General features: G+C 61.5%; 22 protein-coding genes and 1 pseudogene. 19 read left to right on the forward strand and 4 right to left on the reverse strand.

Annotated features, from left to right (window positions below):
• The first annotated feature begins 38 nt into the window (after positions 1–38).
• The 5 genes from RlegSU303_RS31685 to RlegSU303_RS31705 all read left to right on the forward strand — a co-directional run bounded on the left by RlegSU303_RS31685 (position 39) and on the right by RlegSU303_RS31705 (position 6,244).
• Complete coding sequence (locus tag RlegSU303_RS31685; RefSeq protein ID WP_131620495.1) at positions 39–1,286, forward strand: ABC transporter substrate-binding protein; 1,248 nt, start codon at positions 39–41, stop codon at positions 1,284–1,286.
• An 84-nt stretch (positions 1,287–1,370) separates the two neighbouring features.
• A complete protein-coding gene (locus tag RlegSU303_RS31690) occupies positions 1,371–2,294 on the forward strand; it encodes a carbohydrate ABC transporter permease (RefSeq protein ID WP_131620494.1) in 924 nt (307 codons plus the stop codon).
• Positions 2,294–3,163 (forward strand): carbohydrate ABC transporter permease, encoded by an 870-nt coding sequence (locus RlegSU303_RS31695; RefSeq protein ID WP_131620493.1) that lies wholly within the window; start codon positions 2,294–2,296, stop codon positions 3,161–3,163. The genes RlegSU303_RS31690 and RlegSU303_RS31695 overlap by 1 nt, the downstream gene beginning before the upstream one ends.
• Before the next feature lie 27 nt (positions 3,164–3,190).
• Positions 3,191–5,134: a glycoside hydrolase family 127 protein gene (locus RlegSU303_RS31700; RefSeq protein ID WP_231284117.1), complete on the forward strand. Its 1,944-nt coding sequence runs from the start codon at positions 3,191–3,193 to the stop codon at positions 5,132–5,134.
• 9 nt (positions 5,135–5,143) lie between these two features.
• Entirely contained in the window at positions 5,144–6,244 is a 1,101-nt protein-coding gene (locus RlegSU303_RS31705) for an ABC transporter ATP-binding protein (RefSeq protein WP_231284118.1), read from the forward strand.
• A gap of 50 nt (positions 6,245–6,294) precedes the next feature.
• Here the strand turns inward: RlegSU303_RS31705 and RlegSU303_RS31710 are convergent, their stop codons facing one another.
• On the reverse strand, positions 6,295–7,206 hold the full coding sequence (locus RlegSU303_RS31710; RefSeq protein WP_017958343.1) for a dihydrodipicolinate synthase family protein: 912 nt from the start codon (positions 7,204–7,206) through the stop codon (positions 6,295–6,297).
• Between the two features lie 149 nt (positions 7,207–7,355).
• Between RlegSU303_RS31710 and RlegSU303_RS31715 the strand changes: the two genes are divergently transcribed.
• Positions 7,356–8,060, forward strand: coding sequence for a GntR family transcriptional regulator (locus RlegSU303_RS31715; RefSeq protein WP_017958344.1), 705 nt, complete (start codon positions 7,356–7,358; stop codon positions 8,058–8,060).
• On the opposite strand, the gene RlegSU303_RS34610 is transcribed toward RlegSU303_RS31715, so the two are convergent.
• A complete protein-coding gene (locus tag RlegSU303_RS34610) occupies positions 8,047–8,322 on the reverse strand; it encodes a hypothetical protein (RefSeq protein ID WP_231284119.1) in 276 nt (91 codons plus the stop codon). The two genes, RlegSU303_RS31715 and RlegSU303_RS34610, sit on opposite strands and share 14 nt — an antisense overlap.
• Before the next feature lie 121 nt (positions 8,323–8,443).
• On the opposite strand from RlegSU303_RS34610, the gene RlegSU303_RS31725 reads away from it, so the two are divergent.
• The 3 genes from RlegSU303_RS31725 (at position 8,444) to RlegSU303_RS31735 (ending at position 10,693) form a co-directional block, all read left to right on the forward strand.
• Entirely contained in the window at positions 8,444–9,586 is a 1,143-nt protein-coding gene (locus RlegSU303_RS31725; RefSeq protein WP_231284121.1) for a M24 family metallopeptidase, read from the forward strand.
• Positions 9,587–9,628: 42 nt separating this feature from the next.
• Entirely contained in the window at positions 9,629–9,796 is a 168-nt protein-coding gene (locus RlegSU303_RS31730; protein WP_017958347.1) for a hypothetical protein, read from the forward strand.
• 156 nt (positions 9,797–9,952) lie between these two features.
• Positions 9,953–10,693 (forward strand): hypothetical protein, encoded by a 741-nt coding sequence (locus RlegSU303_RS31735; RefSeq protein WP_026158423.1) that lies wholly within the window; start codon positions 9,953–9,955, stop codon positions 10,691–10,693.
• Positions 10,694–10,786: 93 nt separating this feature from the next.
• On the opposite strand, the pseudogene RlegSU303_RS31740 reads toward RlegSU303_RS31735, so the two are convergent.
• Both RlegSU303_RS31740 and RlegSU303_RS31745 read right to left on the reverse strand, forming a co-directional pair.
• Positions 10,787–12,130 (reverse strand): annotated as a pseudogene (locus RlegSU303_RS31740) (alpha-L-fucosidase); the annotation flags it as partial.
• A 21-nt stretch (positions 12,131–12,151) separates the two neighbouring features.
• Positions 12,152–13,159: a LacI family DNA-binding transcriptional regulator gene (locus RlegSU303_RS31745; RefSeq protein ID WP_017958350.1), complete on the reverse strand. Its 1,008-nt coding sequence runs from the start codon at positions 13,157–13,159 to the stop codon at positions 12,152–12,154.
• A 193-nt stretch (positions 13,160–13,352) separates the two neighbouring features.
• On the opposite strand from RlegSU303_RS31745, the gene RlegSU303_RS31750 reads away from it, so the two are divergent.
• From RlegSU303_RS31750 to RlegSU303_RS31795, 10 genes are all read left to right on the forward strand, one after another.
• Positions 13,353–15,278, forward strand: a complete 1,926-nt coding sequence (locus RlegSU303_RS31750; RefSeq protein WP_231284122.1) for an ABC transporter substrate-binding protein — start codon at positions 13,353–13,355, stop codon at positions 15,276–15,278.
• Positions 15,279–15,385: 107 nt separating this feature from the next.
• Positions 15,386–16,372 (forward strand): ABC transporter permease, encoded by a 987-nt coding sequence (locus RlegSU303_RS31755; RefSeq protein WP_231284124.1) that lies wholly within the window; start codon positions 15,386–15,388, stop codon positions 16,370–16,372.
• Positions 16,373–16,384: 12 nt separating this feature from the next.
• On the forward strand, positions 16,385–17,518 hold the full coding sequence (locus RlegSU303_RS31760; RefSeq protein WP_231284125.1) for an ABC transporter permease: 1,134 nt from the start codon (positions 16,385–16,387) through the stop codon (positions 17,516–17,518).
• Entirely contained in the window at positions 17,508–18,557 is a 1,050-nt protein-coding gene (locus RlegSU303_RS31765; protein WP_231284127.1) for an ABC transporter ATP-binding protein, read from the forward strand. Before RlegSU303_RS31760 ends, RlegSU303_RS31765 begins: the two co-directional genes overlap by 11 nt.
• Positions 18,557–19,615 carry an ABC transporter ATP-binding protein gene (locus RlegSU303_RS31770; RefSeq protein WP_017958355.1) on the forward strand — a complete coding sequence of 353 codons (1,059 nt, stop codon included), beginning with the start codon at positions 18,557–18,559 and terminating at the stop codon, positions 19,613–19,615. The genes RlegSU303_RS31765 and RlegSU303_RS31770 overlap by 1 nt, the downstream gene beginning before the upstream one ends.
• Positions 19,615–20,448 (forward strand): 5-deoxy-glucuronate isomerase, encoded by an 834-nt coding sequence (locus RlegSU303_RS31775; protein WP_017958356.1) that lies wholly within the window; start codon positions 19,615–19,617, stop codon positions 20,446–20,448. The genes RlegSU303_RS31770 and RlegSU303_RS31775 overlap by 1 nt, the downstream gene beginning before the upstream one ends.
• A 68-nt stretch (positions 20,449–20,516) precedes the next feature.
• Complete coding sequence (locus RlegSU303_RS31780) at positions 20,517–22,382, forward strand: GH39 family glycosyl hydrolase (protein WP_231284128.1); 1,866 nt, start codon at positions 20,517–20,519, stop codon at positions 22,380–22,382.
• Positions 22,383–22,411: 29 nt separating this feature from the next.
• On the forward strand, positions 22,412–23,230 hold the full coding sequence (locus RlegSU303_RS31785; protein ID WP_094088896.1) for a sugar phosphate isomerase/epimerase family protein: 819 nt from the start codon (positions 22,412–22,414) through the stop codon (positions 23,228–23,230).
• A gap of 4 nt (positions 23,231–23,234) precedes the next feature.
• Positions 23,235–24,251, forward strand: a complete 1,017-nt coding sequence (locus tag RlegSU303_RS31790) for a hydroxyacid dehydrogenase (RefSeq protein ID WP_017958359.1) — start codon at positions 23,235–23,237, stop codon at positions 24,249–24,251.
• Positions 24,248–25,669: a mandelate racemase gene (locus RlegSU303_RS31795; protein WP_017958360.1), complete on the forward strand. Its 1,422-nt coding sequence runs from the start codon at positions 24,248–24,250 to the stop codon at positions 25,667–25,669. Before RlegSU303_RS31790 ends, RlegSU303_RS31795 begins: the two co-directional genes overlap by 4 nt.
• Positions 25,670–25,780 lie beyond the last annotated feature (111 nt).

Raw genomic sequence — 25,780 nt, forward strand, 5'->3', positions numbered from 1 at the left:
GATGGCCTTGGGCCTGAACGAGAAAAAGGGGAACAAGCATGCTTCGACTGAAAACAACGATCACTGCTCTTGCGCTGCTGGCAAGCTCTTCTCTCGCCAGCGCCGAAGAAATCACCCTATGGGTGCGCACGTCGTCCGGCGCCGTCCTTCAGGGACTGGCCGACAAATACAACGCATCGCACTCCGACAAGGTCAACGTTACCCAGATCACGGCAGAGCAGATGGTGCCGAAGCTGGGTGCGGCGATTGCCGGCAGCGCGGCACCTGACGGTGCCGTGCTCGACCTGATCTATCTCCCGACCTTTGCCGCCGCGGACGGTCTCGAGGATATCTCCGACTTCGTGAAGGGCCTGCCTTATTCCGCGGCGATGAGCCCGTCGCACATCCGCCTTGCCACCTATGACGGCAAGATCTACGGCGTGCCGGCCCTGCCGGATGCCTCGATCATTGCTTATAACACCGATCTGTTCACCAAGGCCGGCCTTGATCCGAACAAGGCGCCGGCATCGATGGAGGAGATTGCCGCCGACGCTAAGAAGATCGCCGCGCTCGGCAACGAGACCTATGGCTTCTATTTCGTCGCCAATTCGGGAAGCTGGCTGATCTACGACTTCCTGCCGCATCTGTGGGCCGCCAATGCCGATGTGCTGAGCGATGATGGCCGCAGCGCTACGGTCGACACGCCGGCGCTGAGGGAGACGATCGCTGCCTATCGCGATATGTGGAAGGCCGGTGCGATCCATCCGACATCGCGTTCCGGCAACGGCAACAATGCCGTCGAGGCCTTCGCCTCGGGCAAGGTCGGCATCCTGATGACCGGCTCCTACATCGTCAATCTGCTGACCAGCAAATATCCCGACGTGAAATTCGCCGTCGCACCGATCCCGGGGCCGAAGGGCGGTGAATCGAGCTTTGCCGGCGGCGATACGCTTTCCCTGATCAAGGGCATCAGCGAGGAAAAGAAGAAAGTCGCGCTCGATTTCGTCGATTTCTACATGCAGCCCGAGCAGCAGGTCTATATCACCCAGGAATCGGGGATGCCGTCGCGCACCGACCTTGCCGCGGAAGCCTATGCGAAGTTCGACCAGCGCAATCTCGTTGCCTACGATATCCTCGCCAAGGCGCGTACGCCCTACACATTCTCGTCCGACGAACTCTTCGTCAGCCGCACCGGCCCCTTCCTCAACCTGATTCAGGGCACGATCTTCGGCGACGATGTCGACGGAACGATCGCCAAGTCGCAGGCCGACTTCACCCGCATCCTCGAACGCACCAATCCGAACTGAATCCGACGGGGCTTCGGCAGGGTATTCACGGATGCCCTGCCGTTCCCTTCACATCTCGACATTCAAACGGAAGGAGGAGTTGCGGTGATATCCTCGACACTTCGCAACCGGAGGCGCACAGCCGCAACCGGAGAGCCCGAGCCGAAGGGTTGGCTCGGCCTTGCCTTCATCCTGCCGGGCTTGCTGTTCATCGTCGTGCTCTTCCTCGTGCCGCTTGTCATGACGGTCTGGATGAGCTTCTACAACTGGCCGCTTCTCGGTCGGACGAAGTTCATCGGCCTGTCCAACTATGCCGAACTGATCAGCGACACCCAGCTCTGGCATTCCCTGGGCTTCACGCTGCTCTACACCGTGCTGGTCACGGCTGCGATCTTCCTGGTGGCCTTTCCTCTCGCGCTGCTCGTCGACCGGCCACTGCGGATCGCCGGTCTTTTCCGCACGATCTATTTCATGCCCGTCGTCATCGGCTTCGGGGCGGCCTCGACATTGTGGATGTGGTTGCTCAATCCGGATAGCGGCGTCTTTGCGCAGTTGCTGCGCGGAGCAGGCATCATCGACAGCGCGCCGAGGCCACTCGAAAGCTTCTGGCCGGCACTCGGCGTCGTCATCCTGATGGTTGTCTGGAAAACAGCAGGCTTCACGATGATCATTCTTTTGACCGGCCTTCAGAGCATATCCAACGACGTCATCGAAGCCGCCAGGATCGACGGCGCCAGCGTCTGGAGCCGGTTTCGCCGCATCACGCTGCCTCTGATGAGGAACTCGGTGGTGCTGGCGCTCGTCCTCAACGTTACCTCATCGATGCTGGCCTTCGACCAGTTCTTCATCATCACCCAGGGCGGCCCTGAGAACAGCACGATCTCCGCGGTCTTCTCGATCTATCTCGCCTCGTTCTCATCCTACCGTCTTGGTTATGGCTCGGCGATCTCCTTTGCCCTGCTCGTCGTCCTGGTGGCGATCAGCGCGATCCAGTTCGTCCTGCTGCGCCAGCGGCCGGAGGAGGGTTGATGGAACGGCTCAACCACAATCTCGCAACGAAGCCGGCGAGCGAGCGGCTCGGTTATCTCGCTTTCGTTCTGACGGCATGTGTCTTTGCCGTCTTCTTCATTATGCCGATCGTCTGGTCCTTCGCCAATTCCTTCAAGCCCGCTGCCGCAGCACTTGCCGATCCGGCAGCGCTTTTCTCGAAGGCATTCTCGCTCGAGAACTACCGCCGCCTCGAGCATGTCGGCGCCGGCTGGTACGTCTATGCCGGCAATTCGGTGCTGATTGCCGCCGGAACGGTGGTCTTCACGGTGCTCGTCTCGGTGCCGGCGGGATACGGCTTTTCGAAATTCCGCTTTCCCGGCCAGTCGCTGCTCTTCGTGCTGATCATGGCAACGATGATGATCCCGTTCCAGTCGATCCTGACGCCGCTTTTCCTGATCCTGAAAGTCTTCCGGCTGCAGAACAATCTTTTCGGCCTGGTGCTGATCTACGTGACCTTCCAGCTTCCATTTTCCGTTTTCATGATGCGCAACGCCTTCGACGCGGTGCCGAAGGCGCTGATCGAAGCGGCCCGGATAGACGGCGCGTCGCAGGCGACGATCCTGCGCCGGATCATGCTGCCGATCGCGCTTCCCGGTGTTGCCACCGTTGCGATGTTCGCCTTCCTGAATTCCTGGAACGAATTCCTCGCCGCCCTCATCTTCCTGTCCGACCAGAACAAGTTCACGCTGCCGATCATGCTGGTGAATGTTTCGTCGGGCATCTACGGCATCATCGACTGGGGCGCGCTCCAGGCCGGCATAGCCGTGACCATGGTCCCCTGCATCCTGCTTTTCCTTCTCTTGCAACGATATTACGTGCGCGGCCTGACGGCCGGCGCCGTGAAGTAACAGCGCTCGTCACGCTCAGGAGTCCTCATGACCAGCTCACCTCGTTTTCAACCGGCACGCGCTGCGGGACGGCAGCGATACAGGCCCGCCGACCATTCCAGTGTCGTATTCCATGGCGGTTTCTGGCAAAGCTGGACGGAGACGGTTCGCAACGTCACCATCCCGACACAGCACAAGCGGCTGGAAGAGGAAGGTTTTCTCGAGGTGCTCGATTTTGACAAGCCGGCCGGGCCGCTGGTGCGCCCGATCCAGCCGAGCGGACTGTCGATGCAGCATTTCTTCGATTCCGATTTCGGCAAATGGATCGAGGCCGCAAGTTACACGCTGAAGGCTCACCCGAATGCTGCGCTCGAAACGAAGATCGATGCTATCGTCGCAAAGCTCGAAAAAGGGCAGATGGCGGATGGTTACCTCAACAGCTGGTTCATTCGCCGCGAGCCGGACAGGCGCTGGACCAATCTGCGCGACCTGCACGAGATGTATTCGATGGGCCACTTGCTGGAAGGGGCCGTCGCCTACTACGAGGCGACGGGAAAGCGTCGCTTCCTCGATGTGATGATCCGCGCAGTCGACCATATCATCGCCACCTTCGGTGCGGAGCCTGGGAAACTCAGAGGCTACGATGCCCATGAGGAAATCGAGCTGGCGCTGGTCAAGCTCTATCGCGTGACGCGCGATCCGCGGCATCTGAAGCTTGCGACCTACTTCGTCGACGAACGTGGCCGGGTGCCCTCATATTACGACGAAGAGGCCCGCAAACGCGGCGAGAGCCCTGATGATTACGTCTACAAGACATACGCCTATAGCCAGGCCCATATGCCGGTGCGCGACCAGCACCAGGTCGTCGGCCATGCGGTCCGCGCCATGTACCTGTTTTCTGCGATGGCGGATCTCTCCCATGAAAACGACGATCCGACATTGAAGGAGGCCTGCGACCGGCTTTTCGACAATCTGGTCGGTCGCCAGCTTTACGTGACCGGCGGCCTTGGCCCATCGGCATCCAATGAAGGGTTCACCCGGGAATTCGACCTACCGAACGAGACTGCCTATGCCGAGACATGCGCAGCCGTCGCGCTCGGCTTCTGGAGCCATCGAATGGCGCAGGTCGATCTCGACAGCAAGTTCACGGACAGGCTGGAAACGGTGCTCTACAACGGCGCGCTTTCCGGCATCTCGCGCGACGGCGAGCATTATTTCTATGAGAACGTCCTTGAAAGCCACGGACAGCACCGCCGGTGGAAATGGCATTACTGCCCCTGCTGCCCGACCAACATTGCCCGTTTCATCACGTCGCTCGGCCAATATTTCTATTCGACTGATGATCATGAGCTCGCCGTCCATCTCTACGGCACCAATTCCGCCGAGCTGACCGTCGGCGACAGCTTCGTAGGCCTGATCCAGGAGACGCAATATCCCTGGGATGGCGACATCAGCCTGCGGTTCGCCGTCGAGCGGCCAAGCCGGTTTCAGCTTCGTCTTCGCATCCCCGGATGGTGCAGGCAGGCGCAGATCTCGGTCAACGGCGTTGCCGTCGATCTCGATCAATGCGTGACGAAGGGTTATGCTGCAATATCAAGGGAATGGCGCAATGGCGACGAGGTCCGCATCGGCTTCTCGATGCCGGTCGAGCGTATCTACGCGCATCCTGCCGTCTCCGAAGACGGCGGACGCGTCGCGCTGCGGCGCGGGCCTGTCGTCTATTGCATCGAGGAAACCGACCTCGGCGGCGAGCCGCAGCGGCTCCGCCTGCCGGCATCTGAGGAAATTTCTGCCCGTTACGATGCCGCGCTTCTCGGCGGAGCGACCGTCCTCGAAGGCACCGCGCTCGAAGCCGATATAGCCGATTGGCAGAATGCGCTCTATCGCACCGCGCCTCCCTCGTTGAAGGAGCGGCCCTTCACGGCGATCCCCTATCACCTCTGGGCCAATCGCGAGCCCGGAGCGATGGCGATCTGGCTGCAGGAGGTCTAGGAGAAAACCATGGCACGGCTGGAACTCAGGAGCATCGTCAAGTCCTATGGCATCTACGAGGCGGTGCGCGGCATCAGCCTTGACATCGAAGACAATGAATTCGTCGCTTTCGTAGGCCCGTCGGGATGCGGAAAATCGACGACATTGCGCATGATCGCGGGTCTCGAACACATTACCGGCGGTGAGATCGTGATCGGCGACCAGGTCGTCAACCGGCTTGGCCCGGGCAAACGCGATATCGCCATGGTCTTTCAGAACTACGCGCTCTATCCACACATGACGGTGCGGGAGAATATTTCGTTCTGCCTGGAGCAGCAGAAGCTTGCCAAGAGCGAGATTGACGCCCGTATCATCAGGGCGGCGGAAACCCTGCATATCAGCGAGTTGCTCGGCCGGCGTCCGGGCCAGCTTTCGGGCGGCCAGCGCCAGCGCGTCGCGATGGGGCGCGCGATTGTGCGGAACCCGAAAGTCTTTCTCTTCGACGAGCCGTTGTCCAACCTTGATGCCAAGCTTCGCGTGCAGATGCGCACGGAAATCAAGCGGTTGCACCAGCTGTTGCCGACGACGACCGTCTACGTCACGCACGACCAGGTTGAGGCGATGACCATGGCGGATCGTGTCGTGGTGATGAATGGTGGCATCATCGAACAGGCGGGGCCGCCGCAAGCACTCTATCATCGGCCGGTCAGCCAGTTCGTCGCCGGCTTCATCGGCTCACCGTCGATGAACTTCCTGTCCGCGACGCTGCTATCAGGAGAGAAGGGTCTCGTCGTCAAGCTGACCGACGGCAGCGAGCTTCCAGTGCCGGAGACGCGCGCCGGCGACTATGCCAGCCATGCCGGCAAATCAGTGGTGTTCGGGATCAGGCCGGAATCGATCACCGACCGCCAGGCCCGTCCTGGTTATGCCGACATCGAAGCGAAGATCGATCTTGTGGAACCACTCGGGCCGGAGACCATGGTTTATTTCGGCATCGGCGAGGCAAGCCTTTGCGCCTGCATCGATCCCGAGACCGGGCCGAGGCCGATGTCGACGATGCCGCTCTCGTTCAACATGAACCAGATGCATCTGTTCGATCCGGCGACCGGGCAGTCGCTGGCGCTTGCCTGAACAGCAAACACGGAAAGGCCGGCAACCGCGAGGTCGCCGGCCTCGTTGTATCAGGCGGCCTGGCGGATTTTCGAGGGACGCGTGGCGGCGGCCTTCTCGACCATCGCGGTGACTTCGGCGCGGCGGGCGCCCGAAAGCGGCAGGCGCGGCATGCGAACGCGCTCGGAGCCGCGGCCCATGATCTGCTCGGCAAGCTTGATCGACTGCACGAGATCGTGCTCGGCATCGAGGTGCAGAAGCGGCATGAACCAGCGATAGATCTTGCGGGCCTCTTCCCAATCCCCGCGTTCGGCGGCGGCGACGAGCTGCACGGATTCCTGCGGGAAGGCGCTGGTCAGGCCGGAGACCCAGCCCTTGGCGCCGAGCATCAGGCCTTCAAGCGCCACATCGTCGAGACCTGCGAAGATATCGAAACGATCGCCGAATTCATTGATGAGATCGGTGAAGCGGCGCGGATCCGGCGCACTTTCCTTGACCGCCTTGATGTTCGGCACGTCGGCAAGCACCTTCAACACGTCGGCGCCAATGTTGACGCGGTAGGCCGGCGGATTGTTGTAGAGCATAATCGGCAGGGAGGTCGCTTCGGCGACGGTGCGGAAATGCGCGATCAGCTCTTCGGGCTTCGGCACATAAACCATGGCCGGCAGCAGCATCAGCCCGTCGGCGCCGAGCTTCTCGGCGTCGCGAGCATAGGCGACAGCACGGCGCGTGTCGAATTCGGACACGCCGGTGACCACAGGAACGCGGCCGTTGACAACCTCGACGGCCGCTTTCAGGATCGTGCGCTTCTCCTCGGGGTCCAGCGAATTGTTTTCGCCGCATGTGCCCATGACGATCAAACCGTTGACGCCATCGTTGACAAGCGCGTCCTGGACGCGCTGGGTCGAGGGCAAATCAACCGAAAGATCTTCGTTGAATTGCGTCGTTACGGCGGGAAATACGCCCTTCCATCCTGTGGTCATCGATCGAGCCTCGTTGAAACTCATTGCCTTATATACAAACTGTCGACAAGATTCAATGATGTGACTTTACAAATTTGAAGCCCCGAAGACCGACATTGCGAGAATCGGCCGAAACGAAATACAAGGCTCTAACGAAAGAGGGCGGACGGATGCGGAAAGACGCGGAAAATGTGCGGGTGCGCGGCTCTGGCACGCAGAGCGTCTATGTGACGCTCAGGCAGGAAATCCTGTCGATGGCGCTGGAACCCGGCAGTCCGCTCGACGAAGTGCGGCTGTCGGAGCGCTTCCGGATGTCGCGGACCCCCATTCGCGAGGCGCTGTTGCGGCTCGCCGCCGACGGGCTGGTCACGACGCTGCCGAACAGAAATACGATCGTCGCGACAATCGATTTCGCAAGCCTGCCCACCTATTTCGAAGCGCTGACGCTGATGTACCGGGTGACGACCCGCGGCGCGGCGCAACGGCGAAACGGCGAGATCATGAAGACCGTTCGCCGGCATCAGAAAGACTTCGCCGATGCCGTTGCTGCGCGCGATGCCTATGCGATGATCGAGGCGAACCGCGAATTTCACGTCGCGATCGCCGAACTTGCCGGCAATTCCTATTACACGGCCTTCTTCGCCAGGCTGCTCGACGAGGGCCGCCGCATCCTGCGCCTTTACTACTCGACATTCGATGACCGCCTGCCGCGCCAGTATGTCGATGAACACGAGGAAATGATCGCCGCAATCGAAGCCGGCGACGTCGAAAGGGCCGACCAACTGGCGATCGCCCATGCCGCCCAGATCGTCCGCCAGATCCAGGAATATATCGCCCGCGACCTCGACCGGCCGGTGGCGATCAGCATGTCCTGACGCGACGAGAGCAATGGAACCGTTGGAGCCTCAGGAGGCGAGGGAGCCCGCCCTGCTCCCTGACCAAGGTCATCAGCCTGCGCAGGACAGCCGCCGACTGGCGAACGCCGTCATGTTCGAATTCGTCGCGGCGGCAGGCGGGATCGCACAGTTCACGTGCAAAAATCCGGATCGTCTCCCCCTCCGGCTTCGACCAATCCAGGGGAGCGCCGACCATATGATCGCGTATCAGCATGCCCGGTATGGTGTATTCGAGCGCCATCGCTATCTCCTCATTTTTCATGTCGACATATTGCCTACAGCGGCGTTAGTGTTGGTTCAACATCCTGGCTGCAAGGCGAGGCTTCATAGATCTGGAAGCGCAGGAAAAGCAGGAAAACAACATGTCGTGGCAGCACCCCGTACCCCCTATCACTGAGGACGAACGGCAGACCCGCCTCGCCAGGCTTCGCAAAAGGATCGAAGCCGAAGGATTGGCTGCCGTGCTTCTTGGGCCGACCGAAAGCCTGCATTACTTCACGGGGCTGGTCTGGCATCCGAGCGAGAGGTTCCTCGGCGCGCTCGTCACGTCCGCGACCATTTCCTACATCGTTCCGGGGTTCGAGCGCAGCCGCGTCGAAACGCTGCCGCATCTGCCGGGGGAAATCCTGGTCTGGGAAGAGGAGGAGAGCAGCGCTACTCTCATCGCCCGTCTTGTTGCCCAGGGCGGCAGACTTGCCCTCGACGATGGTTTGCCGCTTTTCTTCTATCATGCATTGGCTGCGGAGATGGGCGCGGCAAGGCTTGCCGATGGCGGGCGGCTGATCCGCGACCTGCGTTGCATCAAATCGGCCGCGGAGATTGCCCTCATTCAGTATGCGATGGACCTGACGCTTGACGTCCACAGGCAAGTGCATGGGCTCTTGAAGCCGGGCATCAAATCATCCGAGGTGGTCGATTTCATCGACCGACAGCATCGCCAGGCCGGCGCCGATGCCGGCTCGACATTCTGCATCGTCTCCTTCGGCGCGGCGACCTCGCTTCCGCATGGCGCCGACGGCGATCAGGTCCTTGGTCGCGACGACGTCATTCTCATCGATACCGGCTGCCGGATCGACGGTTATCATTCCGATATCACCAGGACCTATATGCTGGAGGGCGGCGAAAGCGCATTCGAACGAGCTTGGTGGATCGAGCGGGAGGCGCAACAGGCCGTCTTCGACGCAGCCCGGATCGGTGCCGCCTGCTCGAGCCTCGACGATGCGGCCCGCAAGGTGCTTGCCAAACACTCGCTCGGCCCCGACTATCGCCTACCGGGTTTACCGCATCGCGCCGGTCATGGCCTCGGACTTGAAATCCACGAGGAACCCTACATCGTTCGCGGCAACGACGCGCCGCTTGCCGCCGGCATGTGTTTTTCCAACGAACCGATGATCGTCTTCCCTGGGAAATTCGGGATCCGGCTGGAAGACCATATGTACATGACCGCCGAGGGACCACGCTGGCTGACCAATCCGGCGGCGGGACCGACCGAGCCATTCTCCTGAAAGGCCCCATCTCGTCCCCGCTCAGGCAGCGCCGGTTTTCAAGTGACTGTCAGGCCGGACGAGCGTGAGGAGATCATCGCCGCGATCAAGGCTGGCGACGCCGAGCAGGCCGACCGGCTGACGATCGCTCACACCGCGCAGATCGTCCGACAGATCCGGGACTATATTGCCCGCGATCTCGACCGGCCGCTGGCGATCAGCATAGCCTGAAGCGACCGGATTGAAGAGGCGTAGGCTGCCCGACCCGCACGTTGGCGAGGGTTGTCGTCAATTCGATCCGTAAAGTATTACCTCACAAACGTTACTTGCTTTCTGGCGTGGTAAAAGGTTGACTATGGTTAACCCTATAGTGTCGAGGATAGGATGATGGATTTGTTTAGAAAGGAGGGGGATGACCGCGCTCAACTGCAGAAAATGACATTGACCGGCAGATATAGAAATATAGCAGCGATGCTTTCGATAGCCGTGGTTGCCCTGTCTATATTCTTGATATCGATTGGTGCTTTAATTGAATTTTTTCAACCTGCGTTTTTGTCAAACGTCATTCTCGATGACGTCCCTTTGCACTACATCGCCTGGTTCATGATTACCTTCGGGATCACTATCGCCGTCATCAACGTGATTTTGGCGGCAAGGCGGGAGATCGAGCAAGAGACGGCCGAAAGCATGCTTCCATCGGACGCAGCCGAGATCAAAAGGCAGGCTTTGCGTGACCTTCGAACACATCGAAACGGCTATGCGCGCTCCTCCAAGGTCAATCAATATCTCTGGAATTTTCTCACATTGGGGATCATCGTTTTGAGCGGTCTCTCATCGTTGTTTTCCGCCTATGGCCCGGTCGTCCCCAATTGGCTGCCAATGACCGCTTCCGCGCTGGTGGCACTTTTCGGCGTGATAATGGTTCAATTTCGCGTCAGGGATGTCTGGCAATTGAGAGAGCAGGGAAGGATTGAAGCGGAGGTGCTCGTCGCCGATGCTCACCTCATCGAGACAACAGACAATCTTGCAACACTCAAACAGGCAGCCGCCCTCAGAAAGCGCGCCCATGCGCTCGAGATGAAACAACTCAACCAGCTCTTCGTGGAAACCACCGAAGCCAATCCGTAAGCCACTGTCGGCGTATGGCGGGGCCGACGGAGCCGTTTAGCTGCCCCGCCCGCTCAGGCAATCTATCCCAGCTGCGCGATCATCCGCCGCCCTTTAATCCTGAATGCCGGAGGTGCTCCCCGCCTTGAGCTTAACTTCGATGACCGGGACCACGATCTGAGGTCGGCGCACCGGTAGGACGAATGTCATTTGATCATCACCGACGGGGAACTGGGTGTTTGCCCACAAGGTATTGGCGGACGGGCGCAGCCAGGTGACCTCGCTGCCATCATGCAGGAATTGCGCATATTCGACTTTCCCCGCCAGCGCATCGAAATGCAGATGGCGATAGGGCCAGTTGAAGAGGTGGATGTAGAGACGATCGCCATTCTGGGTCAGGCGGCAGTCGGCCGGAGCGGCGAAATCCGACTGGGTGCAGCCGACGATGCTGCGCTCGTGCAGTGCCATCCACTCCTCATAAGCGGCAAGGGCTGCAATCGCACGGTGGTCGAGCGTGCCGCGCGCCGTCGGGCCGACATTCATCAGCAGATTGCCGCCCATGGCAACGGTACCGACCAGCATCTGCACCAGTTGTTCCGTGCTTTTCCACGTATCCTCGTCGCGGTGATAGCCCCAGGAGCCGCTGAGCGTGTGGCACGCTTCCCAGACGACGCGCCTGCTATCGCGGAGCGGCCGGGCGCGCGGCATATATTGCTCCGGCGTGACGATGTCGGGCTGCAAGCCGGCGAGATCGAGCCGATTGTTGATGATGATGTCGGGCGCAAGCTCGCGCACCAGGCGAACGAGTTTCTCGCTTTCCCAATCCTGATGGCCCTTTCCGACCAGTTCTCCGAGCTTCCACTGCGGATAGCTGAAGTCGAACCACATGATGTCGATTTGCCCGAACTCGGTCAGCAACTCGCGGACCTGCTCGCGCATGAAGGCGGCGTAACGCTGCATGTCCCGGCCTTCGTTGATTTTCAGAGCATCGGGATGATTGCGCTGCGGGTGGCGCGGATCGACCGTGAAGTCGGGATGATGCCAGTCGATCAGCGAATAGTAGAACCCGATCCTCAGGCCCTCCGCACGGAAGGCATCGACGAATGGACTCAGCAGATCCCGCCCATAAGGCGTGTTGGTCACCTTGAAGTCGGTCGCCTTGGTATCCCAGAGGCAGAAGCCTTCATGGTGCTTGGTGGTCAGCACGACATATTTCATGCCGGCAGCTTTCGCGCGCCTGGCCCATTCGCGGGGGTCGTAGAGATCGGGATCGAAATGATCGAAATATTTCTGGTACTCGGCGTCGTTCAGTTCTTCGCGGCTCTTGACCCATTCATGGCGTGCCGGCAGGGCGTAAAGCCCCCAATGCACGAACATGCCGAACCGGTCGTGAACGAACCAGGCCTTCTTCTCCTCAGGCAGGGCCAGTCCCTGCAGATTGTTGATATCCATCGAATATTTCTCCTGTTGATAGGGAGTTCAGGTTGTTTCGCGGATAATGAGCTCCGGCACGATGACGATGCCGTGCTGACGGTTTCTGGTGGCGATGCGGCTGAGCAGCAGACGCACGGCTTCCTCCCCCATTTCGCGTTTTTGCACCCGCAAGGTGGTGAGCGCCGGAGACAGCAGTTCGGCAGTCGGGATATCGTCGAAACCGATCAGGGCAATTTGCCCGGGGATCGAAACGCCGGCGGCCCGGCAGGCCTTCATGGCGCCGATCGCATTAAGGTCGTTGTAGCAGACGAGAGCATCGATGCTGGGCGCCTCCGCCAGCAATTGCGCGCCCGCCGTTTGGCCGCCCGCTGCGGTCGGATCGCAATAAACGATGCCTTGCGCCTTAAGCCCGTGGGCCGTCAGCGTCTTGCGAAAGCCGACAAGCCGGCTCTTGCCGCCAAACGAACTGCGCGGCCCGGCGATGATCGCGATCCTGCGGCGCCCGCGCTCGACCAGATGGTCGATGGCACGCGACGCTCCCGTCTCGTAGTCGGTGACGATCGTCCCGGCGACCTCGTTGGGCGCCTCGCGATTGATGAGCACCACGGCGCGGTGGGGCGCAAGCGCCTTATGCAGCGCGGCATCGGGCAGTCGCGCGCTGCAGACGATGATCCCGTCGACCCGGTGCCGCAGCAGCGTTTCGATGAGTTCCTCCTCCCGCTTGCTGTTCTCGACGACATTCGACAGAAGCAGGTTATAGCCGGCAGCGCTTGCGGCATCCTCTGCTCCCCTGATGACTTCGGGAAAGAACGGATTGGTGATGTCGGGAACGAGAAGGCCGATGGCCTTCGATCGATCGGACCGCAATCCGCGCGCAAAGGGATTGGGCCTGTAATTGAGTTCGCTCGCCGCTAAAATAATTCGTTGACTGGTCTCCGCACTGGCTCCGCCGCGATCATTGAGCACGCGCGATACTGTCATCGGCGACACCCCTGCGGCGCGGGCGACATCGGCAATGGTTATTTTGGATTCTGGCTCTTTTGGGCGGCTCAACTGGATGGTCTCATCAAAAGGGGGCGGAACTTACGATAACGATAACTAGCATAATTTCGGGGGAAGCCAAGGATGATATAGGCAAAGATAAAGCGCCAAGAATCTCTTTGACAAGATTTAACGGTAACGATAACGTTCGCAAAAGAGGAGAATACGTTAACGATAACTTAGAGCAGAATATTGGGAGGAAAGAATGCAACACGTCAGAATTTTCAGACGGCAGGTTGTCTCGACCGTTGCCGCGGCGATCCTCATAAGTGCCGGCTGGGCCGGTGCCGCATTCAGCTTTGAGGAGTCGCCGGAACTGAAGGCCTTGGTCGATGCCGGCAAGCTGCCGCCGGTCGAGAAGCGGCTGCCAAAGGAGCCGCTGGTGCTCACTCCGCTTGAATCGGTCGGCACCTATGGCGGCACCTGGCGCACGGCCACCTTTGGCGGGGGCGACAGCGAGATCGAGCGTTCGATCGGTTATACCAGACTGGTCCGCTGGAATCCGGAATGGACCGAGGTGATCCCCGATATCGCCGGAAGCGTCGAGGTCAATGCCAATGCTACCGAATATACGTTCATCTTGCGGGAAGGCACGCGCTGGTCGGACGGCGAGCCGTTTACCGCGGACGATCTTGTGTGGTGGAACGAGAACGTGCTTCGCAACACCAAGATCACCCCTGCCGCACCCAACTGGCTGACCGCGGGCGGAGAGACCGTCAAGGTCGAAAAGCTCGCCGACGACAAGGTCGTCTTCAAGTTCGCGGCGCCGAACGGCCTGTTCCTGATGAACATGGCCACCGTGCGCGGCTCCGATATTCTGGCGGCCGCACCGGCCCACTACCTCAAGCAATTCCACAAGGATTTCAATCCCGACGGCATCGAAGCCTTGGTGAAGGCAGCCGGCGCAACCGACTGGGTCCAGCTCTTCAACAACAAGATCGGCTTTCCCGGCCGCTGGCGCGATCTCGGCCGTCCAACACTCGATGCCTGGGTGCTGACCGCGCCCTATAACGGCACCACCCAGGTCGTCGCCGAACGCAATCCATACTATGCCAAGGTGGATACCGCAGGAAACCAGCTGCCTTACTTCGATCGGATCACCATCGATGTGATGCAGGATACCCAGGCGATCATCCTGAAGGCGATCAGCGGCGAAATCGACATGCAGAACCGCTTCATCGAGACGACGGACGCCCGTACGGTGATCGTGCAGAACCAGCAAAAAGGCGGCTACGGCCTTTTCATCGCCCGACCGGCGTGGTCGAACGCCCTGCTGATCACCCTGAACCAGACCCACAAGAATCCGGCCTTGCGCGCTGTCTTTTCCAACAAGGATTTCCGCATCGGCCTCAGCTACGCCATCAACCGCGAAGAGCTCAACCAGCTGATTTATGCCGGACAGGCCAAGCCTTATCAGGCAGCACCGCGTGAAGGCACTGCGCTCTACGACGAGAAGATGGCGACGCAGCATATGGAGTATAATGTCGATCTCGCCAATCAGTATCTCGACAAGGCCGGCCTTACCAAACATGACGCCGAAGGCTTTCGCCTCGGTCAGGACGGCAAGCGGATTACCTTTGCGATCGACGCCTTGACCGGAAGCCCGATCCAGGTGGACGCCCTCGAGATGATCCAGCGCTACTGGCGGGCTGTCGGTATCGACATGCAGCCCCGCCCGGCCGAACGTTCGCTGATCTTCTCCCGCCTGCAGAATAATGAGAATGACGGCCTGGGATGGGTCGGCGGCGGTGGCTACGATTTCCTCGGCCTGCTCGATCCAAAATGGTATTTCCCGCACGAATACGAGTCGAGCTTCGCGACGGCCTGGGGCCTCTACTACCAGAACCCCAAGGATCCGAACGCGCAGGAACCGAGCCCCGCTGCCAAGAAGCAGATGGATTTCTACCGACAGGTGAAGGAAGCGCCGACGCTCGAAAAGCAGTTGGCCGCGATGAAGGAACTGCTGGCGATCACCCGTGACGAATTCTACGTCATCGGCACCAACCTGGAGCCGGACCGCGTCGGAATCGTCAAGACCAATATGCGCAATGTCCCGAAAGTCATTCCCAGCACATCGTTCTACATGACGCCGGGACCGGCAAAGCCCGAGACCTTCTACTACCAGCAATAACGGAACGCGACCGACAGGGATGGCGCCCGCGGGCGCCATCCCATCGACACCAGCCCAGTCCCAATCATCCAATCCGATCGGCGATCGCCGATTGAAGGAGCTTGACCATGGCCGGCTTCATCATCAGACGCCTGCTTTATATGATCCCGATGATGTTTGCGATTTCCGTCGTGACCTTCATCATCATCCAGTTGCCGCCCGGCGACTTCCTGACCGCGCTGACCGCGCGTCTTGCCTCCCAGAACGAAACGATCGATCCCAGCGTCATCGCCGGGCTGCGTGAACGTTATGGGCTCGATCAGCCCTGGGCGGTGCAATACTGGAAATGGATCAGCGGCATCCTGCTGCGCGGCGATTTCGGCCAGTCCCTCGATTGGAACAAGCCGGTCAGCGAGCTGATCTGGGCCCGCATGGGCCTGACGATGGTGGTCTCGGTCACCACGCTGCTCTTCGTCTGGGCGGTGGCCTTTCCGATCGGCATCTATTCGGCCGTGCGGCAATATTCGGTGGGAGATTACGTCGCCACCTTCTTTGGCTTTCTGGGCCTTGCCATCCCGAACTTCCTGCTGGCGCTGGTGCTGATGTATGTTTCGGCACAGTATTTCGGCCAAAGTACCGGCGGGCTGTTTTCGCCTGCCTATATCAACGCCGTCTGGAGCTGGGCCAAGCTCGGCGATCTCATTTCGCATTTGTGGATACCGGTCGTCGTGCTGGGCACGGGTGCCACCGCGGCGCTGATCCGGATCATGCGCGCCAACCTGCTCGACGAACTCAATAAGCCCTATGTCGATATGGCCCGCGCCCGGGGTTTGAGCGAAATCCGGCTGCTGTTGAAATATCCGGTGCGGGTGGCGCTCAACCCGTTCATCTCGACCGTCGGCTGGGTGCTGCCGCACCTCGTCTCCGGCTCGGTGGTGGTCTCCATCGTTCTCAGCCTGCCGATCACCGGGCCACTGCTGCTCAACGCCCTCTTTGCCCAGGACATGTATCTCGCCGGCACTTTCATCCTGCTGATGAGCATGCTGACGCTGATCGGCACACTGATTTCGGACCTGCTGCTCGCCTGGCTCGATCCACGCATTCGCAACGGCTGAAGGACGAGACCAATGACCGATCAAGCCATCGCGCTACAGCCTGAACTGATCCAGAATTCCGACGCGGTCGCCGGGCAGTGGAAGCTCATCTGGCGGCGCTTCCGTCGCCATCGCCTGGCGCTGGCGGCAGGCGTCGTCATCTTTTTGATCTACCTGGTCGCCCTGTTTGCAGAGGTTCTCGCCCCGGTTTCGTCGCAGACCTACGATTCCCGCTATACCTATGCGCCGCCGCAACAGATCAAGTTCGCCGGCTACGACGCGGCCGGACAGTTTCATCCGCTCTACGTCAACGGTTATTCGATGAAAGTTGACCCGATCGCGCTCAGCCGCAATTACGTGCCCGATCCGGCCGTCGTCATCCCCCTCGGCTTCTTCGTCAAGGGCGAACCCTACCGGCTCTGGGGGCTATTTAATTTCGACCGGCACCTGATCGGCCCGATCGAGATGGACAAACCATTCTACCTGTTCGGCGCCGATCGCCTCGGTCGCGATGTCTTCAGCCGGACGGTCCACGGCACGCGGGTTTCGATGTCCGTCGGACTGATCGGGGTCGCAATCAGCCTCATCCTCGGCATCATCCTCGGCGGCATCTCGGGGCTCTACGGCGGCTGGGTGGACGACGTGATCCAGCGCTCCATCGAGCTCATCAACTCTATCCCGACCATCCCGCTGTGGATGGGCCTTGCGGCTGCCGTTCCGATCAGCGCCGATCCGCTCCTAGTCTATCTCTGGATCACCATCATTCTGTCGCTGATCGGCTGGACCGATCTGGCGCGGGTGGTGCGCGGGCGCTTCCTGTCGCTCAAGACGGAAGAGTTCGTGATCGCCGCCCGTCTCGACGGCTGCTCGCAGATGCGCATCATCTGGCGGCACATGGTGCCGTCCTTCATGAGCCACATCATCGCCTCGGTGACGCTCGCCATCCCGACGATGATCCTCGCAGAAACCGCGCTCTCCTTCCTCGGCATCGGCCTGCGCCCGCCGGTGGTGAGCTGGGGTGTGCTGCTTCAGGAGGCACAGAACATTCTCGCCGTCTCGAGCGCACCTTGGCTGTTTCTTCCCGGTCTCGCGGTGATCGTCACCGTGCTCGCCCTCAATTTCCTCGGTGATGGATTACGCGATGCTGCAGATCCCTATGAATACTGATCCCAATTTCGCCGCAGCCGGCGGCCGGCACCGGGATCGCGACCCGCTGATCGAGGTCGATGATCTCAGGACCCATTTTTTCGGGGGGCCAGGCACCATCAAGGCTGTCGACGGCGTCTCCTTTTCCATCCCGCGCGGCAAGACGGTCTGCGTCGTCGGCGAATCCGGTTCGGGCAAGAGCATCACCGGCCGCTCGATCCTCAACCAGGTTCCCAGGGGAGGGCGGATCGTCTCGGGGGCAATCCGCTACCGGCCGGATCCCACAGCACCCTCCGTCGACTTGGCGGCGCTCGATCCGCGCGGCTACGAGATGCGGGCGATCCGCGGTGCCCAGATCGGCCTGATCAGCCAGGAGCCGATGGCGGCCCTTTCTCCCGTCCATACGATCGGCAACCAGATGGTGGAGGTGATCCGCCTGCATCTGAAGATGGGAAAGAAGGAGGCGCGCGAACATGCCATCGAGACATTGGCTCTGGTCGGCATTCCGCGGCCGGCCGAGCGCATGGAAAGCTATGCCTTCCAGTTTTCCGGCGGCATGCGCCAGCGCGTCTGCATCGCGCTCGCGCTCGCCTGCCGCCCCAGACTGCTGATCGCCGACGAGCCGACCACGGCGCTCGATGTGACCACCCAGGCCAATATCCTCGATCTCCTGGCCTCGCTGCAGGCCGAATTCGGGCTCTCGGTGCTGTTCGTGACCCATGATCTCGGTGTGGTCGCCGAAATCGCCGACGAAGTCGTCGTCATGTATGTTGGCCGGGTCGTCGAGGCAGGAAATGTCGACACGATCTTCCACGCGCCTGTTCATCCCTACACCAAGGCGCTGCTGCAATCGGTGCCGCGCATGCATGGGCAACCCACCGAACGGCTCGCGATCATCGATGGCATGGTGCCCTCGCGTTTCAACCGGCCCCCGGGCTGCAGCTTTCATCCCCGGTGCAAAGAGGCGAGGGCGGGCCTGTGCGACCAAAAGGATCCGCAGCCCGTCACCATCGGCGACGGGCATGTCGCCAGCTGTCTGCTTTACGAAGGAAGACAATGATGGCCGATCCCATGACCCAACCAAGCCCGCTGCTCGAACTGAACGATCTCAGGATGCATTTCCCCATTCGCAAGGGCGCATTCCGGCGTGTGGTCGGACACGTCAAGGCGGTCGACGGCGTTTCGCTTCGTGTCGAGGATGGCGAAACACTCGGCATCGTCGGGGAGTCCGGCTGCGGCAAATCCACACTTGCTCGCACGGTGCTGCGCATCTATCAGCCGACAAGCGGCGAAATCCGTTATCGCAATCGCAGCGGCGGCACTGTCGATCTCGCGGCTTTGTCGGGTTCTGCGCTCGACGAAATCCATCGCGACCTGCGCATCGTGTTTCAGGATCCGCAATCCTCGCTCAATCCGCGCCTTCCCGTCATCGACATCATCGGCGAGGTGCTTGGTGTCAACGGCATCGCCAAGGGCCGGGAGCTCGAGCACCGGGTCGCCGAGCTGATGCAGAGCGTCGGCCTGCGGCCCGAATATATGCACCGCTATCCGCATGCGTTCTCCGGCGGCGAACGCCAGCGCATCGGCATCGCCCGGGCGCTGGCCTCCAATCCGCGCCTGGTGATCGCCGATGAGGCCGTTTCGGCGCTCGACGTCAGTGTGCAGGCACAAACCATCAACCTCCTGCAGGATCTGCAGGAACAATTCGGTCTGACCTATCTCTTCGTCGCCCACGATCTCTCGGTCGTCCGACACATCTCGGACAATATCGCCGTCATGTATGTCGGCCGGGTCGTCGAAAAGGCGCCGACGGAGCAGATCTTCTCACGCCCGCTTCACCCCTACACCGAAGCGTTGCTCTCGGCGGTGCCGATCGCCGATCCGAGGATGCGTCGCCACGGCCAGCGCATCCGGCTGGCGGGCGAGGTTGCCGATCCCGCCCATCCTCCTCCCGGCTGCGCATTTCATCCGCGTTGCCGCTACGCCACCGAGCTTTGCAAGCAGGAGGTGCCGGGCTTACGCACCGTCACCGCCGATGGGCACGCAGTGGCTTGTCATTACGCCGAGTCCCTGACGCTTAATCCCTTTGCCGACCGTATCGTTCCGGAGTTCAATTGATGCCCGAATTCATTCCACGCTCCGAGCAGCGTCCCATTGTGGATACCTCCTCCACGACGCTCGATCTCATCTACTTCGATCTCGTCACGCTCGCCTCCAACGAGCAGGACATCCGGCGGCTGCCCGCGCACGAACGCCTCTACGTCGTGCTGTCGGGTCAGGTGGATATCGAGGTGGATGGCATCATGTTCGAAGCGGTGGGCCGGCGAGCCGATATCTGGGGAGGCGATGCGGACTCGGTTTACGCGCCCGTCGGCGCCAATGTCCGGATATCGGCTCGTGGCGCGGCGGCGGAAGTCGCCATCGCCGGCGGCCTCTGCGACACGCGCTACGCCCCGTTTCGCATCACGCCGGATGAGGTCGACGCGGTCAATGTCGGCTCTCCGGACACCCATAGCCAGCGGCGGATCGTCCATCTGCTCGGCCAACGGCAGAACGGGCGCTGCGGCAACCTGCTGGTGAGTGAACTTTATGCCGGCGAAGGCTGCTGGTCCGGCTATCCCCCGCACAAGCACGATACCGAGGACGGCGATGTCGAGACCCGGCACGAAGAACTCTATCACTACCGCTTCCAGCCCGAGACCGGTTTCGGCAGCCAGATCACCTATGACGACGACGGTCCGGTCAAGATCCTCATGACCCGCAACGGCGACACTGTCCTGGTCGACCGCGGTTACCACCCGACCGTCACTTCACCGGGGCATCGCGGCTACATCTTCACCATTCTGGTTGGCAAGCATCGCCGGGGCCTGATCCAGCGCTTCGATCCCGCCCATCAGCATCTGACCAAAACCATCCCCGGCATCGATGCGATGCGCGACAAGTTCAAATAATCCGGCTCCTGGCCACGTGCGCCAATAGTGCGGCGCACTGCCAACTTCCGCCCAAGGAGAGACGACCCATGCGTGAACGTACGCGAATAAACGTTGATGCCAGTGAAGCGGTGCGCCCATTCAACCGGTTCTGGCGCGGTACCGGCTTTTCGCCGGCCGAGCTGCTGCTCGAGCCCGAGATGCGCCAGATGCTTGCCTATATCGGCGGTCTGCCGAATGAGGGCATCAAGTTCCTGCGTGTGCATTATCTCTACAATCTGCTGAGTGCGAAGGGTGGGGCCGGCTACGACTGGTCCCTGCTCGACCGCGCGCTCGACGTGATGATCGAACACCGCCTGAAGCCGTTCTTCGAGCTGATGGGCAACCCATCCGGCCTCTTCACCGACTATGAGGACATGGATCAGGTCAGGCGCTGGCGGGATCTCGTGACGGCAACGGTCGACCGCTATGGCGCCCGTTACGGCATGGACGAATTGCGCACATGGTATTTCGAAACGACGAACGAGGCCGATTCCGGCTGGTGGACCTACGGGATCAAGGGTTACACCAACTACTACGACGCCTGCGTCGCCGGCCTCGACGCTGTCGATCCCACCTTGCCGATGGGCGGACCCGGCACCGCTCGCACGCTGTCGCCGATCTTTCGCGCCCTCATGGCCCATTGCGACAGCGGCACGAGCTGCCTGACCGGCGATGGCCCGCCGCGCCTCGATTACATCTCGATTCACGAAAAGGGCGTCAACGGCAGCAAGGAAGACCTGACCCCGAAAACCCACGGTATCGTCGACCGCACGCTTCTCGTCGTCGACTACCTCAAGGAGCATCACCCGCGCCTTGCAGGCCTGCCCATCATCAACGATGAATGCGATCCGCAGCTCGGCTGGAGCGATCACCATAGCTGGCATGGCAAAGCCTATTACGCCGGGATCATCGCCCGTATCATCGAACAGCACGACCGGCGCATCATCGCCCCGAAAGCGGCGAATTTCACTTTCCTCAGCAATGACCACGCCTTTATCGGCGGCTGGAGCCAGCGCACGATTTTTGCCTATTTCGGTTCGCGCAATTTCACCAAGGCGCAGTGGGAGCACAAGACCAATCTGGACATGCTGGTCACGGATGTCGACAGGGCGCCGCCCTTCGACATCATCAAGAAGCCCGGCCTCACATCGATGGAATTGCTGGCAACGCTTGGCGATACCGTTTGCAAGGTGACCGCCGAACCACCGCTTGTTCCCGACCAGGATGGCCTGGCGATCCTGCCGACGCGGCTGCCGGGCGGCGGTGTTTCCATCAGCCTCATCCATAGCGTCGATGCCATCAACCGCTCGGGCCGGACCGCCGTCCGTCTCGAGGTGAGCGGTTTGGTTCCCGGCCGCCACGCGCTTTGCCTGCTGCGCATCGACGAGGAATTCACCAATCCGATGGAGGTTTGGGAGGCCCAGCGCGACGAAAGCAACCCGCGTGGGCTCTTCGAGCCGGTCGGCGCACCGCCCGCACCGACCGAGGCGCAGTTTGCCGAAATGCGCCGGGCGCAGGAGCCCGCCTTGCTGCATCCGATCAGCGTCGCAGAGTGCGACGAAGGCCGGATCAGCGTCGACCTGGACGTGCCATTGCCGTCGTTGACGCAGGTGCTTGTCGTCCCCGATATCGGCGCGCGCCCGGCAGCACCTGCCGGCCTTGTCGTCGAACGTTATCTTGGTCTTGGCGGTCGGGAGGAGCGCTTGCTGTTCTGGGCTGCCGGCGATGCCGGGCCGTCCATCTTCTACGATGTCCTCGTCAGCACCAATGGCGGGACTTTTGAAAAGGTCAGTTCCACCCCGCTGATCTCGACGGCCTTCCTGCACATGTCGCCGCCGGAGGGCGTGCGGTATGCGGTGCAGGCTCGCGATGCATTCGGTCGCCGCAGCGAGCTTTGTCTCTCCCGCTCGTGAACAGAGCCTTTCCGTCTGGGATCTGATCCATGGATATCGCCTATTTCACCAAGACCCTCGAAGGTCTGCCGCTCGCGACGGCGGCCGAGATCACAGCCGGTTTGGGGTTCGACTGTGCCGATCTCCTTATTCGCGATGGCCATGCCGTTTCCCCTGACAGGTCGGAGGGGATCGTCAATGCGGTAAAACTCTTTGCCGCGGCCGGTGTTCGCACGCCGATGGCGACCATCGATTCCACCCGGCCCGACGATGCCGCATCCCGGCTTCTCGGTTGTTGCGGCGAGGCCGGCATCGGGCAGATCCGGCTTGGCTTCTGGCGCTACGACCCGTCGCGGCGCTGGCAGGCCCAGGTCGACGAGGCGCGGCGCGATCTCGACGGCTTCGAGCGCCTGGCCGAACGCTTCGGCATCAAGCTGACGATCCAGCTTCACGGCGGGACCCTGCACAGTTCGGGCGCGCTGGCCGCGCAATTGCTGGCCGGGCGCGATCCGATCCGGATCGGCGCTTATCCCGATCCTGCCAATCAGATCATTAGGGAGGGAAACGAGGACTGGCGTCTGACCCTCGATATTCTCGATCCGTGGTTCTGCTGCATGGGCGTCAAGAACAGCGGTTGGTCGCCCGGCGGTTACGGACCTCACGGCCAGCGCGCCTGGCATTCGGACTGGTACGGGCTCGATGAAGGCATGGTGCCCTGGAACGAAATCGTCCCGCATCTGGTGGCCACAGGATTTGCCGGCGTGCTCTCGATGCATTCCCAATACCGCGTCTCTAGAGAGCAGGCGCTCGACAAGGTCCGCGCCGATCTTGCCCATCTCCGGCGCCTGGTCGCCGCAACGAAAGAATAGAACCATGAACGATCAGGCTCCCGTTATCGCCGTACTGCTGACCGAAAAGACCCGCCGGATGATGCTGGACGATGTGGCGATTACCCAGTTGAACGCTCTTGGCGAGGTGCGTTGGCCGACCGGTGCCGCAATCGACGCTGCCGATGTCGACCAGCTGCTGCAGGGCGCTGTCGCGTGCCTCACCGGATGGGGCACGCCGCCCTTCGATCCCACCGCGCGCCAACGCCATTCGCAACTCGCCCTCGTCGCCCATTCGGCAGGCAGCGTCCGAACACTCGTTCCCGCCCGTCTGTTCGACGATGGCCTTCGCGTCACCCATGCCGCCTCGAAAATTGCCGCCTCGGTTGCCGAGTTCGTCGTCGCCGAAGCGTTGCTCGCCATGCGCGGCATTCATCGGCTGCATCATCAATTGCGCAACGGCGGCGAATGGCTCGACGTCCGCGCCGCCGTGCCGCAGAGATTGCTTGGCGCCAGAACGGTCGGCATCGTCGGTGCCGGATATGTCGGGCGGGCGGTCATGCGGCTGCTCGTTCCATTCGGCTGCCGCGTGCTGGTTGTCGATCCCTTTCTCCATGATAGCGAGGCTGCTGCGCTCGGCGTTTTCAGAGCCGGGCTGAACGATATGCTGGCCCAGGCAGATGTGGTCTCTCTGCATGCGCCTGTCCTGCCCGAAACGCGCCGCATGATCGGTGCCCGCGAACTGGCGCTACTGCGCCCCGGCACGCTGTTCATCAACACGGCGCGCGCGGAGCTGGTCGACGAGGCGGCGCTGCTCGCCGAGATCCGCTCCGGCCGTATCGAAGCGGCTCTTGATGTCTTCGACAACGAGCCGCTGCCTCCGGACAGTCCCTTCCGCGATCCCGCACTGGCCAATGTCACCATTTCGCCGCATGCCGCCGGTCACACTGAAGAGGCGCACTTCGCCCAAGGCCAGGCCATGGTGGACGAGATCGGCCGGCTGCTTCGCGGGGAGCCGCTCCATCACGAAGTGTCGCGCGCCATGCTCGACCGGATGGCATGACCGTGGACAGAAACATTGGAGGTTCCGTGACGGCGCCGCGTATCAGAATCATCGAGATCGACGCCTTCGAGCGCGATATCAGGCTGCGCCTGCCGTTCCGCTTTGGCGCGGCAACCCTCAAAAAGGCACCGCAAGCCTTCATCAGGGTCCGCGTCGAGGATAAAGAGGGACGAACCGCCCTTGGCGCGGCCGCCGAGATGATGGTGCCGAAATGGTTCGACAAAGATCCGGCGCTGACGCCGGCGCAAAATGTCGACCAGTTGCGCACCTCGATCCGTACCGCCGCGGCTGCTTTGCTCGAACCGTCTGCGCCGGCGACATTGTTTGCCGCCGCCCGCCTGAACGAGATGGAGACCGTGCGGCGCCTGCCTGGAAATCCATTGGCCGCCTGTTTCGGTCCTTCGCTCATCGCCCGCGCTGCGCTCGATGCCTATTGCCGCCTTGCCGGCATTTCCTTCTTCGAGGCGGTGCGGGGTAATCTCGTCGGCATCGGTGGCCCGATGCTGCCCGGCGATATCGACGCGGACGCCGCCTCCGCGATGCTCGCCGGCCTTCGCCCTGCCGGCTCGATCTCGGCCCGGCATACGATCGGACTTGTCGATCCGATCACCGAGGGCGATATCGTCCATCCCGTCGACGACGGCCTGCCGGAAAGCCTCGAGGCGGTGATTACCCGCTATGGCAACCGCTGGTTCAAGATCAAGCTGTCAGGCGCGATCGATGCCGATATCGACCGCCTGACGCGGATCGCCACCGTGCTGGACCGCCTGCCCGACTATCGGGTGACGGTCGACGGCAACGAACAGTTTGGCGCCCCCGAACAGCTTGCCGCCTTGCTGGCGCAGATCGAGGCGACGCCTCGGCTGGCGAGGTTGCGTGCGGCCATTGCCTTTGTCGAACAGCCGTTCTCGCGCGCGATCACCATGGAAACGCCGCTGGGGGACCTGGCGGCGCAATTACCCTTCCTGATCGATGAGAGCGACGACGGCGACGGCGCCTTCGCCGGCGCCAGACGGCTCGGTTATACCGGCGTCTCCTCGAAAACCTGCAAGGGCATCTACCGTTCGCTTATGAAGGCGATCCGCATCAGAACCGGAACTGTGCCGGAACTGTTCCTTTCGGGCGAGGATCTGACATGCCAGGCTGGGCTTGCCGTGCAGCAGGATCTGGCGCTGGTCTCGCTGCTCGGTCTCTCCCATGTCGAGCGTAACGGCCATCACTATGTCGCCGGCATGCAGGGTGCGCCGCAGGCGGAGAAGGCGCGCTTTGCCGCGGCCCATCCCGATCTCTACGAGCAGGGTGCCGATGGACCGCTCCTGTCGATCCGCGACGGCCGGATCGCCATCGGCTCGCTTGGGGCGGTCGGCTACGCGAGCGGCGCCTTGCCCGATTTCGAAGCCATGACGCCAATGTCATGACGCCCGACCCACCGTGCAGCAGGTCGCTATGTGGACCTTTATGTCGCGGTCGGTGACGGCAAGGCTATCTCACAGGACACGGGCGGCCGGTCACCTCCAAGCGGGCGGCGA

It is taken from the genome of Rhizobium sp. SU303 (assembly GCF_021052345.1).
Classification (GTDB): domain Bacteria; phylum Pseudomonadota; class Alphaproteobacteria; order Rhizobiales; family Rhizobiaceae; genus Rhizobium; species Rhizobium laguerreae.